6 protein-coding genes and 3 rRNA genes are annotated in these 14,469 nt (G+C 65.7%); 5 read left to right on the top strand and 4 right to left on the bottom strand.

Going from position 1 to position 14,469, the window contains the following annotated elements; translation table 11 throughout:
- The 4 genes from QHG49_RS13395 to QHG49_RS13380 all read left to right on the top strand — a co-directional run bounded on the left by QHG49_RS13395 (position 1) and on the right by QHG49_RS13380 (position 5,466).
- A 16S ribosomal RNA gene (locus QHG49_RS13395) occupies positions 1-1,525 on the top strand.
- 316 nt (positions 1,526-1,841) lie between these two features.
- A 23S ribosomal RNA gene (locus QHG49_RS13390) occupies positions 1,842-4,960 on the top strand.
- Between the two features lie 70 nt (positions 4,961-5,030).
- A 5S ribosomal RNA gene (gene rrf, locus QHG49_RS13385) occupies positions 5,031-5,147 on the top strand.
- The 16S, 23S and 5S rRNA genes sit together here, the layout of an rRNA operon.
- An 88-nt stretch (positions 5,148-5,235) precedes the next feature.
- Positions 5,236-5,466 (top strand): hypothetical protein, encoded by a 231-nt coding sequence (locus tag QHG49_RS13380; RefSeq protein ID WP_301489806.1) that lies wholly within the window; start codon positions 5,236-5,238, stop codon positions 5,464-5,466.
- A 70-nt stretch (positions 5,467-5,536) separates the two neighbouring features.
- On the opposite strand, the gene QHG49_RS13375 is transcribed toward QHG49_RS13380, so the two are convergent.
- The 4 genes from QHG49_RS13375 to QHG49_RS13360 all read right to left on the bottom strand — a co-directional run bounded on the left by QHG49_RS13375 (position 5,537) and on the right by QHG49_RS13360 (position 13,254).
- On the bottom strand, positions 5,537-10,213 hold the full coding sequence (locus QHG49_RS13375) for a putative T7SS-secreted protein (RefSeq protein WP_301489804.1): 4,677 nt from the start codon (positions 10,211-10,213) through the stop codon (positions 5,537-5,539).
- Positions 10,213-10,851, bottom strand: coding sequence for a hypothetical protein (locus QHG49_RS13370; protein WP_159704524.1), 639 nt, complete (start codon positions 10,849-10,851; stop codon positions 10,213-10,215). The genes QHG49_RS13375 and QHG49_RS13370 overlap by 1 nt, the downstream gene beginning before the upstream one ends.
- Positions 10,848-11,183 carry an SseB family protein gene (locus QHG49_RS13365; protein WP_370530458.1) on the bottom strand — a complete coding sequence of 112 codons (336 nt, stop codon included), beginning with the start codon at positions 11,181-11,183 and terminating at the stop codon, positions 10,848-10,850. Before QHG49_RS13365 ends, QHG49_RS13370 begins: the two co-directional genes overlap by 4 nt.
- Before the next feature lie 340 nt (positions 11,184-11,523).
- Entirely contained in the window at positions 11,524-13,254 is a 1,731-nt protein-coding gene (locus QHG49_RS13360) for a chitinase (RefSeq protein ID WP_145492837.1), read from the bottom strand.
- Between the two features lie 324 nt (positions 13,255-13,578).
- Here QHG49_RS13360 and QHG49_RS13355 point away from each other — a divergent pair, with 324 nt between their 5' ends.
- Positions 13,579-14,439 carry a hypothetical protein gene (locus QHG49_RS13355; RefSeq protein WP_145492835.1) on the top strand — a complete coding sequence of 287 codons (861 nt, stop codon included), beginning with the start codon at positions 13,579-13,581 and terminating at the stop codon, positions 14,437-14,439.
- The last annotated feature ends 30 nt before the right edge of the window (positions 14,440-14,469 follow it).

Raw genomic sequence — 14,469 nt, 5'->3', positions numbered from 1 at the left:
TTCACGGAGAGTTTGATCCTGGCTCAGGACGAACGCTGGCGGCGTGCTTAACACATGCAAGTCGAACGATGAAGCCCTTCGGGGTGGATTAGTGGCGAACGGGTGAGTAACACGTGGGCAATCTGCCCTGCACTCTGGGACAAGCCCTGGAAACGGGGTCTAATACCGGATATGACCGTCTTGGGCATCCTTGACGGTGTAAAGCTCCGGCGGTGCAGGATGAGCCCGCGGCCTATCAGCTTGTTGGTGAGGTAACGGCTCACCAAGGCGACGACGGGTAGCCGGCCTGAGAGGGCGACCGGCCACACTGGGACTGAGACACGGCCCAGACTCCTACGGGAGGCAGCAGTGGGGAATATTGCACAATGGGCGAAAGCCTGATGCAGCGACGCCGCGTGAGGGATGACGGCCTTCGGGTTGTAAACCTCTTTCAGCAGGGAAGAAGCGAAAGTGACGGTACCTGCAGAAGAAGCGCCGGCTAACTACGTGCCAGCAGCCGCGGTAATACGTAGGGCGCAAGCGTTGTCCGGAATTATTGGGCGTAAAGAGCTCGTAGGCGGCTTGTCACGTCGGTTGTGAAAGCCCGGGGCTTAACCCCGGGTCTGCAGTCGATACGGGCAGGCTAGAGTTCGGTAGGGGAGATCGGAATTCCTGGTGTAGCGGTGAAATGCGCAGATATCAGGAGGAACACCGGTGGCGAAGGCGGATCTCTGGGCCGATACTGACGCTGAGGAGCGAAAGCGTGGGGAGCGAACAGGATTAGATACCCTGGTAGTCCACGCCGTAAACGGTGGGCACTAGGTGTGGGCAACATTCCACGTTGTCCGTGCCGCAGCTAACGCATTAAGTGCCCCGCCTGGGGAGTACGGCCGCAAGGCTAAAACTCAAAGGAATTGACGGGGGCCCGCACAAGCGGCGGAGCATGTGGCTTAATTCGACGCAACGCGAAGAACCTTACCAAGGCTTGACATACACCGGAAAGCATTAGAGATAGTGCCCCCCTTGTGGTCGGTGTACAGGTGGTGCATGGCTGTCGTCAGCTCGTGTCGTGAGATGTTGGGTTAAGTCCCGCAACGAGCGCAACCCTTGTCCCGTGTTGCCAGCAGGCCCTTGTGGTGCTGGGGACTCACGGGAGACCGCCGGGGTCAACTCGGAGGAAGGTGGGGACGACGTCAAGTCATCATGCCCCTTATGTCTTGGGCTGCACACGTGCTACAATGGCCGGTACAATGAGCTGCGATACCGTGAGGTGGAGCGAATCTCAAAAAGCCGGTCTCAGTTCGGATTGGGGTCTGCAACTCGACCCCATGAAGTCGGAGTCGCTAGTAATCGCAGATCAGCATTGCTGCGGTGAATACGTTCCCGGGCCTTGTACACACCGCCCGTCACGTCACGAAAGTCGGTAACACCCGAAGCCGGTGGCCCAACCCCTTGTGGGAGGGAGCTGTCGAAGGTGGGACCAGCGATTGGGACGAAGTCGTAACAAGGTAGCCGTACCGGAAGGTGCGGCTGGATCACCTCCTTTCTAAGGAGCACTTCTTACCGGGCTCTTGCTCGGTCAGAGGCCAGTACATCAGCGCATGTCTGATGCTGGTTGCTCATGGGTGGAACGTTGACTACTCGGCCGGATGTTCGGGTCGGGGGCTGTTAGTACTGCTCTTCGGAGTGTGGAACGCATGATCCTCGGACGGGTTCTGGTCGGGCACGCTGTTGGGTGTCTGAGGGAATGATCTGATCTTCTCCTCAGTCGCCGGCCCCAGTGCACTCGGACCTGTTGATGGTTCGGGGTGATGGGTGGCTGGTCGTTGTTTGAGAACTGCACAGTGGACGCGAGCATCTGTGGCCAAGTTTTTAAGGGCGCACGGTGGATGCCTTGGCACCAGGAACCGATGAAGGACGTGGGAGGCCGCGATAGTCCCCGGGGAGTCGTCAACCAGGCTTTGATCCGGGGGTTTCCGAATGGGGAAACCCGGCAGTCGTCATGGGCTGTCACCCTTGCCTGAACACATAGGGCAAGTGGAGGGAACGAGGGGAAGTGAAACATCTCAGTACCCTCAGGAAGAGAAAACAACCGTGATTCCGGGAGTAGTGGCGAGCGAAACCGGATGAGGCCAAACCGTATGCGTGTGATACCCGGCAGGGGTTGCGTGTGCGGGGTTGTGGGATCTCTCTTCTACGGTCTGCCGGCCGTAGGGCGAGTCAGAAACCGTTGATGTAGACGAAGGACATGCGAAAGGTCCGGCGTAGAGGGTAAGACCCCCGTAGTCGAAATGTCAGCGGCTTGCTTGAGAGACACCCAAGTAGCACGGGGCCCGAGAAATCCCGTGTGAATCTGGCGGGACCACCCGCTAAGCCTAAATATTCCCTGGTGACCGATAGCGGATAGTACCGTGAGGGAATGGTGAAAAGTACCCCGGGAGGGGAGTGAAATAGTACCTGAAACCGTGTGCCTACAAGCCGTGGGAGCGTCGGATGCAGCTTGCTGCATCTCGTGACTGCGTGCCTTTTGAAGAATGAGCCTGCGAGTTTGCGGTGTGTTGCGAGGTTAACCCGGGTGGGGAAGCCGTAGCGAAAGCGAGTCCGAACAGGGCGATTCAGTAGCACGCTCAAGACCCGAAGCGGAGTGATCTAGCCATGGGCAGGTTGAAGCGGAGGTAAGACTTCGTGGAGGACCGAACCCACCAGGGTTGAAAACCTGGGGGATGACCTGTGGTTAGGGGTGAAAGGCCAATCAAACTCCGTGATAGCTGGTTCTCCCCGAAATGCATTTAGGTGCAGCGTCGTGTGTTTCTTGCCGGAGGTAGAGCACTGGATAGGCGATGGGCCCTACCGGGTTACTGACCTTAGCCAAACTCCGAATGCCGGTAAGTGAGAGCGCGGCAGTGAGACTGTGGGGGATAAGCTCCATGGTCGAGAGGGAAACAGCCCAGAGCATCGACTAAGGCCCCTAAGCGTACGCTAAGTGGGAAAGGATGTGGAGTCGCACAGACAACCAGGAGGTTGGCTTAGAAGCAGCCACCCTTGAAAGAGTGCGTAATAGCTCACTGGTCTAGTGATTCCGCGCCGACAATGTAGCGGGGCTCAAGCGTACCGCCGAAGTCGTGTCATTCACATAATAGCCCCAACGGGTGTGTGGATGGGTAGGGGAGCGTCGTCTGCCGGGTGAAGCAGCACCGGAAGGTAGTTGTGGACGGTTGACGAGTGAGAATGCAGGCATGAGTAGCGATACACACGTGAGAAACGTGTGCGCCGATTGACTAAGGGTTCCTGGGTCAAGCTGATCTGCCCAGGGTAAGTCGGGACCTAAGGCGAGGCCGACAGGCGTAGTCGATGGATAACCGGTTGATATTCCGGTACCCGCTGTGAAGCGTCAAACATCGAGCATCGTGATGCTAAGGCCGTGAAGCCGCCCTGATCTCTTCGGAGTTGAGGGGAGTGGTGGAGCCGCTGAACCGAGCGGTTAGTAGGTGAGTGATGGGGTGACGCAGGAAGGTAGTCCATCCCGGGCGGTGGTTGTCCCGGGGTAAGGGTGTAGCCCGAGTGGTAGGTAAATCCGCCACTCATGAGGGTGAGACCTGATGCCGAGCCGATTGTGGTGAAGTGGATGATCCTATGCTGTCGAGAAAAGCCTCTAGCGAGTTTCATGGCGGCCCGTACCCTAAACCGACTCAGGTGGTCAGGTAGAGAATACCGAGGCGTTCGGGTGAACTATGGTTAAGGAACTCGGCAAAATGCCCCCGTAACTTCGGGAGAAGGGGGGCCACACTCGGTGATGGGATTTACTCCTTGAGCTGGGGGTGGCCGCAGAGACCAGCGAGAAGCGACTGTTTACTAAAAACACAGGTCCGTGCGAAGCCGTAAGGCGATGTATACGGACTGACGCCTGCCCGGTGCTGGAACGTTAAGGGGACCGGTTAGCTCCATTTCGGTGGGGCGAAGCTGAGAACTTAAGCGCCAGTAAACGGCGGTGGTAACTATAACCATCCTAAGGTAGCGAAATTCCTTGTCGGGTAAGTTCCGACCTGCACGAATGGCGTAACGACTTCTCGACTGTCTCAACCATAGGCCCGGTGAAATTGCACTACGAGTAAAGATGCTCGTTTCGCGCAGCAGGACGGAAAGACCCCGGGACCTTTACTACAGTTTGATATTGGTGTTCGGTTCGGCTTGTGTAGGATAGCTGGGAGACTGTGAAGCTCATACGCCAGTGTGGGTGGAGTCGTCGTTGAAATACCAGTCTGGTCGTGCTGGATGTCTAACCTGGGTCCGTGATCCGGATCAGGGACAGTGTCTGATGGGTAGTTTAACTGGGGCGGTTGCCTCCTAAAGGGTAACGGAGGCGCCCAAAGGTTCCCTCAGCCTGGTTGGTAATCAGGTGTTGAGTGTAAGTGCACAAGGGAGCTTGACTGTGAGACCGACGGGTCGAGCAGGGACGAAAGTCGGGACTAGTGATCCGGCGGTGGCTTGTGGAAGCGCCGTCGCTCAACGGATAAAAGGTACCCCGGGGATAACAGGCTGATCTTCCCCAAGAGTCCATATCGACGGGATGGTTTGGCACCTCGATGTCGGCTCGTCGCATCCTGGGGCTGGAGTCGGTCCCAAGGGTTGGGCTGTTCGCCCATTAAAGCGGTACGCGAGCTGGGTTTAGAACGTCGTGAGACAGTTCGGTCCCTATCCGCTGTGCGCGTAGGAGTCTTGAGAAGGGCTGTCCCTAGTACGAGAGGACCGGGACGGACGAACCTCTGGTGTGCCAGTTGTTCTGCCAAGGGCATGGCTGGTTGGCTACGTTCGGGAGGGATAACCGCTGAAAGCATCTAAGCGGGAAGCCTGCTTCGAGATGAGGACTCCCACCCACTTGATGGGGTAAGGCTCCCAGTAGACGACTGGGTTGATAGGCCGGATCTGGAAGCCAGGTAACTGGTGGAGGTGACCGGTACTAATAGGCCGAGGGCTTGTCCTCAGTTGCTCGCGTCCACTGTGTTAGTTCTGAAACCACGAACAACCTTTGCTGGTTGATAGTTTCATAGTGTTTCGGTGGTTATAGCGTTAGGGAAACGCCCGGTTACATTCCGAACCCGGAAGCTAAGCCTTTCAGCGCCGATGGTACTGCAGGGGGGACCCTGTGGGAGAGTAGGACGCCGCCGAACAATTTTTGGGAAAACCCCCGCACCATGTGGTGCGGGGGTTTTCTGCGTTCAAGGACAGTCTCACTCGGAGGCTGGAGGGCACGCGGAATTGAGACTCATCGATGATGAAACCCATGTGAGTTCACTCGCCCTGGTCGAGCCAGTCCACGACCCACCTTCCTTCGCTGAAGAACTGTTCCAGGGATGGGAAATCCTCTACCCAATAATCACCGCATCCGTGAGTGAATTCCTGGTCGTGAGCCAGCAGGACGAGATAACTGGGAGGAGAGTCGGGCAGCTCTTCAATTTTGACGAACTTCCCGGCTTCGTCTCCGGATGAAATTTGTCCGACCTTGTCGACTCTAATCAATTTTCCTCACTTGTTGAATCGCCTGAAGCGTCGAGTGATGTTACTTGACAAGCGGAACGTGGTTGTTCACAACGGCCTTCTTGGCTCCAGGGCTGTCGAACATCTCGAAGTGAACGTGAGGCACGTCCGGCCAGTGGTTTCCCTGCAAGGAATCCGGATCCATGCGGAATTGCCGCATACCGTCGGCGCTGCGGAAAACACCACGGCCCTGCCCCAGCTCCCTGTACCCCTCCCCCAGGAATGTGCGGGCAGATTCGATGGCTTCGTCGGCTGTCATTGGGTGATTACTGACGAGACTGCCATTGCCCATGTTATTGCGTGTCTCGCTGACTGCCGGGTGTTCGCACGCAGCAGGTGCGAGTCCCAGCGGGTCGATCCACGCATGGGGGTTGGACACGTAGGTGCCTGGATTCGGGGCAGGCGTGAGACCGAGGGGGTCTGGGCTGAGGTATCGCGCTGTTTCTGGGTCGTAGTGGCGGAAGTAGTTGTAATGCAGGCCCGTTTCCGGGTCGTAGTACTGGCCGGGGAAGCGTAGGGGTGTGTAGGTGGTGCTGTCCGTTGCCCATGCCGTGGTGCCCCACAGGGTGCTTCGGGTTCGCCAGGTGAGGTTGCCTTGTTCGTCGATCAGTTCGGTTGGGGTGCCGATCAGGTCGGTGATGATGGCGAAGAAGCGGGAGTCGATCTCCTGCTGTGGGGCGTCTGCCGCGGTGATGCGTTCGGTTTGGGACAGGGGGCGGAGGCCCTGGTGGTCCCAGGTGAGGGTGACCGGGTTCGGGAGGGACGAGGACGTTGTCGTCTGTTCGCAGAGGGTGGTGCCGTCCCAGGTGAAGGTCACCTGTTCCAGGACTGTCGTCCCGTCCGCCGCCAGGCGTTGTTTCGAGGTGCGGCGGCCCAGGGGGTCGTAGGTGTAACGCCAGCGGGTGCCGTCGGGGGTGGTGACCGAGGTCAGGCGGTCCTCGGCGTCCCACTCGTAGCGCCAGGTGTCCGGCTTTCTCGACAGGCGGGTCTTCTGGCGGAGGGTGACGCGGCCCAGGGCGTCGTGTTCGTAGCGGACGTTGCCGGCGCGGAGGATGCGGGTGCCCTCGTAGGTGCGCGGGCCCGTGGCCTCCGTGCCGGGGTGGGTGGGGGGCCAGCTCGCCTCGGTCTGGTTGCCGGCCTCGTCGTAGGCGTAGCGCTCGGTCCAGCCGGCCGCGTGGACCGCCGTGACCCTGCCCGTCGCGTCCAGGTCGAAGCGGCGGGGGCCCGACAGGTGGTCGTCGACGCCGGTCAGGTTGCCGTCGGCCCGGTAGGTGTAGGAGCGGTGCTGGAGCAGAGCATCGTCCACGCCCGTCACCGATTGGGTCGTCAGGCGCCCCACGGGGTCGAAGGTGTGGGCCAGGGTGATCGTCTCGCCGATCCGGCGGGTCAGTTCGCGGCCCGTCTCGTCGTACGTGAAGTCGATCGGGCGGCCTGACGCCGTCATACCTGTGCGGCGGCCCGCCGCGTCGTACGACCAGGTGGAGACGGCGCCGGTCGGGGTGGTGCGGCCCGTGCGGCGGCCCAGCTCGTCGTAGGTGTAGGTCAGGGTCCGGCCGTTCACCGTCTCCGAGCGCAGGCGGCCGTGCTGGTCGCGGAGCAGCGTGAGTGTGGTGCCGTCGGGGGCCGTCGCCCGGGCCAGTTGGTCGGTCAGGTCGTAGGCGTACGTCGTCACCCGGCCCGCGGCGTCCTTGTGGACGGTCTGGCCGATCTCGTTCCGCTCGAAGGAGATCTCCTCGCCGAGGGCGTTGCGGCGGGAGGTCAGGCGGCCCGCCGCGTCGTAGGCGTAGGTCAGGGTGCGGTGGTCGAAGTCCGTCTCCGAGCGCAGGCGGCCGGCCGCGTCGTAGTCGTAACTCCACGTCAGGCCCTGGGGGTTCGTGACCTGGGTCAGGCGCAGTTCCGCGTCGTGGGTGAACTCGTAGCGGATCCCGTCCGGGCCCGTCCGCGACGACAGGAGGTCGAAGTGGGTGTACTCGAAGCGGGTCACGCCGCCCAAGGGGTCCGTGTGGGCCGTGCAGTTGCCCTCGCCGTCGTAGGTCCACGACTCCGTCGTACCGTCCGCGGCCGTACGGCGTGTCAGGTGGCCCTCGACCGACCACTCCAGCTGTGTCGTCGCGCCGGACGGATCCGTGATCGTCGTCGGGCGGCCGAAGGGGTCCCGGGTGTAGCGGGTGACCGCGCCGAGGGGATCGGTCACCGTCACGGGGAGGCCCGCGCGGTCGCACACCAGCGTCGTCGTACGGCCCAGGGGGTCGGTCAGCGAGGTGAGGTGGCCAAAGTCGTCGTAGGTGAACCGGGTCGTCCGGCCCGAGGAGTCCGTCACCGAGGTGCGGTTGCCGCGGGTGTCGAAGGTCTGCCGGACGGTCGTGCCGTCCGGGTGCACCAGCTTCACCGGCAGATCCGGGCCCTCGTACTCCGCCCTCGACTCCCGGCCGTCCGGGCGGACGACCGAGATGAGGTTGCCCGTCTCGTCGTAGCGGAACGACGTGGTGTGGCCGAGCGGATCGGTCGTGGAGAGCAGGCGGTTGCGGCGGTCGCGGACGTAGCTCGTGGTCGCGCCGAGGGGGTCGTTCTCCGCGACCACCTGCCACGCCTCGTTGACCAGGTAGCGGCGGGTGTGGCCCGTGCCGGTCGTCGCCGTCGTGGTGCGCAGGCCCGTGACCGGGTCCGGGTCCCCGTAGGTCAGGCGCAGCGCCATGTGGCCGGCGGCGCCGCCCTCGGCCACGCAGCGGTCCCGGTCGTCGTACGCGTAGGTGTAGGAGCGGTCGTTCGTGTCCGTCCAGGAGGTCACCCGGCCGCGGTCGTCGTAGGCGAAGCGCAGCGGCAGGCCCGAGGAGTTGACGACCTCGGTGAGGTCGCCGTCCGTGTAGGCGAAGCGCTTCAGCTCCTCGCCGGTCGCCGCCAGGTGGTACGAGGTGACGCGGCCCGAGTCCGTGGTGATGCGGACGCCCTGGCCGGCGCTCGTGGAGACGGCCAGCGGGGTGCCCTCGGCGTCGTACTCGAAGGTGAGCCGGTTGCCGTTGCGGTCGTCCACCTGCTCCAGGACGGCCAGGTTCTCGGTGCGGTCGGCGAAGTGCCAGGTGCGGCGGGTCTCCGGGTCGGTGACCGTGTAGCCGCCGGTCACGCGGTCCAGCGGGCGGCGGGGGCCGTGGCTGGGAAGGGTCGGCAGGCCCGGGGCGGGGTGCGGGTACGACAGGAGGAGGCCGTCCTCGGTGACGAGGACGACTCCCTCCGCGTCGATCTCCAGGCGCTGGTCCAGCGTGGAGGACCACGACGGGCCGAACCAGCGGCCCAGGCGGTAGCCGGACTCCACGCGCCGCTTGAGGAGCAGGGGGAGCGCGCCGGGGAGGGCGACGTCCGTCTGCGGCAGATACATCCTGCCGGTGGCGAGGTCGATGGGGTCGGTGCCGTCGCTCAGCACCGAGTCCTGCTCGCGGGAGGGCTGGTGGGGGTCCTCGCCCACCGTGTCCCGGGCGGTGGCCTTCCCCGCGTCCGCCGCGCCCGCCCGCGCCCCGTCCGCCGCGCCCGCCCGGGCCCCGCTCTCCAGCGTGCCCTCGGCCGCCGAGCGGAGCCCCGCCTGTGCCGCGTCGCGGGTCAGGCCCACCTCCAGGCCGGCGCCGTCGCCGACGAGGAGCTGGGGGAGCATGCGGCCGCCGAACTCGGACGGGTCCTTCTTGAAGTCGGACCACATGCCCTTCAGGGCGCGGTCGGGATGTTCGTCGAGGGCCAGCAGACCGCTGAGGGTCGTGCTGACGTGCTGGAGGTAGTTGGCCGGGTGCGTGACGTTGTAGAGGTCGACGGGGTTGAGGCCGCGCACGAAGGTGAGCAGGCCCGCCGTGCCCTTGACGACGCCGCCCACGAAGTGGACGGCCTCGGCGTCGACCTCCAGGTAGCCGTCTTTGAGGTCGTGGCGCAGCCGGGTCAGCGGCGGGGGCTCGGCCGGGGCGTGGGCGAGGGCCTCCTTGATCCTGCCCTGGGCCTCCGTGGCGGCGGTGTCGCGCTGCTTGCGGGCGGCGGCGAGCTTGTGCACGGCCGCGTCGATGTCGGCCTTGCCGGGGTCCTGGAACGGCTCGGGCTTGGGACCCGGGTCCTCGTTCGCCTTGACCTTCGCGTTGTAGGCGTCGGCCTTCTTGTTGTACGCCTCGACCGCGTCCTTGGACGCCTTCGTGCCCTTCTTGTAGAGCGCGACGGCCTCCTTGGCCTGCCCTTGAGCCCATGCGACGGTGTCCGCGTACGACTCCAGCGCCTCCGCCGCCCCGAGGCACGCCTCGGCCGCGGTGGTCCACTTGGCCGGGTGCACGCCGAACTTCTCGCGGAAGGCGTCGCCACCCGCGCCCTCCCAGCCGGAGGAGTCGACCTTGCGCATCCCCCGGCCGACCTTGTCGAAGGCGCTGTTGAAGTCCCGCAGGTGCCCCGCGCTCGCCCGGATCCGCTCCGGGGCGCCGTGCAGGAGCCGGTCCGGGTCGTCGGTCTCGCCGAGCTGCTGCTCGCCGGGGGTGGCGCCGAGGTAGGAGGCGAGCCCGTCGCCCGCGTCCTCGACCTTGTCGGCCCACTGGTGCAGGCCGACGTGGTCCAGTTCGCCGCCCACCTTGTGCGCGGCCCAGTCGACGCCCTCGCCGAGCTTCTTCTTGCCCGCGTCCCATGTCTCCTCGCCGGCGCCGAGGACGGTGTTGGTGATCTTGCCCAGCTCGCCCAGCCCCATCAGCCCGCACCGCCCTGCTGCCGGGCGGCCTCGGCGCGTTCCTCGGGGGAGGGGCCGAAGGCCTTTTCGAGCAGCTGGTGGTAGTCGGCGTCCGACATGCCGCTCGGCCTGATGCCCATGGTCCTCGCGGCCGGCGAGTTCATGAAGTCGCGTGCGTCGTCGTCCCAGCCCTGCTTGCTGTTCGTCCACGCGTCGGCGAAGGACTTCTTGCTGTAGTCCACATTCCCGTCGTACGGGCTGGACTTGAGGATGTCGCCCCAGCCCATCTTCTCCACGTCCTCCTCGGAGGCGTCGGGATTGCCGATCACCGCGTTGGCGACGTCCTTGAAAGTACCGACCACGTAGTTCTCGGTGTCGTGGTACGTGCCCGCCGCCAGGCCCGTCTTCAGCGCGAATCCGCTGCCCTCCTCGACCAGCGCGCGCACGCCCCACTCCCAGCGCTCGCAGAACGACTTGAATTCGCCGGTCAGCCCGTCGTGGCCCAACTGCAAGCCTGTCAGGCCGACTTTGTCGAAGCCCCGGCCGGCGTCCGCCTCGTAGAGCATGCCCAGTTCCTTCAATTCGCCGAGGGCGTCGTTCAGCCCCTTGGCGATCAGGGCCAGGCCCTCGGTCTTCAAGTCCTCGCCGTCGCCGCTCACCCGGCAGCCCCCCGCTCTTGCGCCACGTCCACCGCCACCCGGTCCGGCACGATCCCCGCGAGCGGCGGGAACAGCGTGCCCGGGCCGCCCACGTCCAGCGCGACCCCGCACGGCACGCCCATGGCGGGCACCGCGGCGTCCAGCAGCCGTGCGCCCAGCCAGCGCTGGTACGCCCACTCCCGGTCGCCCGCGCCCCGCGCCAGCGCGTAGCGGGCCAGGGCGGTCTCGTCGGAGAAGGCGTAGATCCAGCGGACCCCGCCGAAATCGGCCGTCAGGGGCACGTCGTGCTCGTCCACGGGGACGAGCACGGCCGTACGGCGGAACTCGCCCACGCGGACGGCCCATTCACGGCACGCGTGCGCCGACGCGTCGGCGGTGGAACGAGCAACGGCATTCCTGTCCGACGGCAAAGACATGTGTTCGCCCCGCCGGTCGGTCTCCGTCCGCTCCCGCTCGACGGGTGCCGCCGGCTCCGCGTATGCGGCGAGGCGTGATCTGCGCGTCCCTGCCGTCGAATTCATTCCGTCCCCCTGAGGCCCACGTCAGGGAGCATCACATCGATGTATTGCCGTTCGCAACGCGGATCGGACGGGACCGGCCGGAAGCGCACGAGGCGCCCGGACTCCGAGGAGGAGGCCGGGCGCCGGGTGGTGGGGGTGGAGGGTGGTCGGGTCAGGGCATCGCGTGGACGTGGGCGCCCACCGTGCCGGACCAGGCGTTGCCGTTGGACGCGTCCCAGTTGGTGGACCAGGTCATGGCGCCGCGCAGGTCGGGGTAGGTCTTCGAGGGCTTGAAGGTGCCGCAGCCGGTGCCCGCGGTCAGGCAGTCGAGGGCGTTGTCCACGACCGAGGGGGAGACGTAACCACTGCCGGCCGCGCTGGTGGAGGCGGGGAGGCCGAGGCCGATCTGGGAGGGCGAGAGGCCGCCCTGGAGCTGGATGCAGGCGAGCGCGGTGAGGAAGTCGACCGTGCCCTGGCTGTAGACCTTGCCGTCACAGCCCAGCATCGAACCGCTGTTGTAGTACTGGGTGTTGACGACCGTGAGGATGTCCTTCACGTTCAGGGCCGTCTGGAAGTAGGAGGCGGACGTCGACTGCATGTCGATCGTCTGCGGGGCCATCGTGATGATCAGCGACGGGCCCGCCTTCGCGGACAGGGCGCGCAGGGCCTGGGTCATGTACGTCGCGTTCAGACCGTTCTCCAGGTCGATGTCGACGCCGTCAAAGCCGTACGTCTGCATCAGGGAGTAGACGGAGTTCGCGAAGTTCGTCGCCGAGGCGGAGTCGCTGACCGAGATCGTGCCGTTCTGGCCGCCGATCGAGACGATGACCTTCTTGCCGGCCGCCTGCTTGGCCTTGATGTCGGCCTTGAACTGGTCGACCGTGTAGCCGCCGAGGTCGGCCGAGTCCAGGGTGAAGGTCACCGCGCCCGGCGTCGTGGACGCGTCCGCGAAGGCCACCGCGATGATGTCGTAGGCGGCGGGGACGTCGGAGATCTTCTGGACCTTGGCGCCGTTGTTGAAGTTCTGCCAGTAGCCCGTCACCGCGTGCTTCGGGAGCGAGCCCCCGGTGTTGCCGCCGGTGCCGGTCGAGGCGGTGGTCGCCGACACCGCCGCGGACTTCTGCGACTCGCCCGCCGCGTTCGTCGCCGTCACCTGGAAGGAGTACGAGGTGGCGGCGGACAGGCCGGTGACGGTGGCCGAGGTGCCGGTCGTGGAGGAGACCTTCGCGCCGTTCTCGTACACGTTGTAGCCGGTCGCGCCCGAGGACGTGGACCAGGTGAGCGAGGCGGAGGACGAGGTCGTGGCGGAGACCGCGAGGCCGGTGGGGGCGGCCGGGACGGTGGGGGGCGGGGTGGTGCCGCCGGTGCCGCCGCCGTCGGGGCCGTACAGGGAGACGTCGTCGGCGTAGTACGCGGCCTGGCCGTACCAGCCGTGCGTGTAGAGCGTGACCGACGTGGTGTTCGCGCCCGTGGTGAACGACGTCGACAGCTGCTTCCAGGCCGTCGTGTCCGGCGTCCAGGTGGAGACGTCCGTGGTGCCCGTGCCCGTCACGCCCAGGTAGGTGTAGCCGCCCTGGACCCAGGAACTCAGCGTGTACGAGGAGTTGGGCTTCACGGCGACCGTCTGGGTGCACTGGGCGTTGTCCTGCCCCGCGGGGGTCGCCTTGAGCGCGCTGGTGCCGGAGTGGACCGGGGAGGAGACGGTCGTGCCGCTGCCCCCCGAGCACGTCCAGTTGGACAGGCCCGATTCGAAACCGGCGTTGACGACGTTGTTGACGTCGGCCGCGGACGCCGGTGCGGCGGTCGCGGCGAGGCCCGCGGCGGCGAGGGCGACGGTGACGGCGGCGGACCAGGCCGCGAGCCGGCGTCGGGGTGGTCTGGGGGTGCCTGGTGCTCGGTCCACGGGGACCTCCGGGGGAGTCGGAGTGGGGCAGGGGTCCAGCGGGCGGATCCCGGCGGGTGGATTCCAAGGGGGTGGAATCCGACGGGCGGGATCCAGGGGGTGGAGCCGGTGGCCACCGGTGCACAGACAAGTTGGTCCAGACCAATCCGGCTGTCAAGGGGTCCAGACCGAAGCGGGGGTCGGCGGGTTTCGCAACCTGCCCCGGTTTGCGCGGACTTGCCCCCAGCAAGTTCCACATGTGCTTCACCAACGCTGTTCTCCCGCCCCGGACGCGTGGATACAGTGCTCAGGTAGTCACGCAGTGAAGTCACCGGGGAGCGGGGCGTGCCAACTGCCATTGCCGTGACCAGCGCCGACCTGGCGCTGCCGCCACAGGACGAACGCACCATGCCCGCCGTCGTGCTGGCCGGGCTCGACCGGCATCCGCTCGACCGGGCGCTCACCGAACTGACCGACCTCATCGAGGGGTACGGCCATGTCGTCGTCGTGTGCTCGGCGGCCACCCCGGAGCCGGTCGTACGGCGCCTGTACACCCTGCGCTCGCTGCTGGAGAGCGACCGGGTCGCCCTGCTGCGGCCCGAGCTGCCGCCCCTCGGAGTGGCCGTCCTGGGGCGCCAGTTGCGCCAGCTCGCCTCCTGCGACCTCGGTCCCGGGGTGCTGGCCTCCGCCGGGCGGCTGCTCGCCCACTACATCCACGCCGGGGCCGTCCTCGGCTCGGTGGCCCGGCTCGACCGCGTGCCGGTCGGGCTGACGGCACACGCCAGGTCCTGGGTGCCGGGCAGCCGGTTCGCCGTACTCGCCCATCCCGAGCCGCAGCTCGTCAAGGTCGCGCCCGACGTCACCCTCAAGGGGCCCGATTTCCCCACCTGGCTGCTGCTCGCGAAGGGACAGCTGCCCGGCGACTGGGCGGCCGGGCTCCAGGACGCGTGGGGGACGCGGGGGGTGCGGGAGACCGCGCTGCCCGCCGAGTCCCGCGCCTGGTGGGGGACCGGCCGCCTGGTCGAGTTCTGCGCCCACCTCGACGATCTCTCCGTGCTGTACCAACTGGTCACGTCCGTACGGCAGTCCAGCTGCCACTGGTGCGGACTCGACGTCATCGGCGACCGCTGCGTCTTCTGCTCCGCCGTCCCGCCCGTCCATGAACCGCCCGCCCCAAGGGCCCTGGAACCCCGCACGCCCGCCTGAGCCGGGAACACGCCCACGAGCTGTACGTCC

Source organism: Streptomyces sp. WP-1 (assembly GCF_030450125.1).
In the GTDB taxonomy this organism is placed as follows: domain Bacteria; phylum Actinomycetota; class Actinomycetes; order Streptomycetales; family Streptomycetaceae; genus Streptomyces; species Streptomyces incarnatus.
The sequence above is the reverse complement of the archived record's forward strand: the minus strand, read 5'-3'. Positions and strand labels throughout refer to the sequence as shown.

Coding starts and splice junctions, on each gene's coding strand:
- QHG49_RS13375 (WP_301489804.1), bottom strand. CDS start 10,213: ATGGGGCTGGGCGAGCTGGGCAAGATCACCAACACCGTCCTCGGCGCC.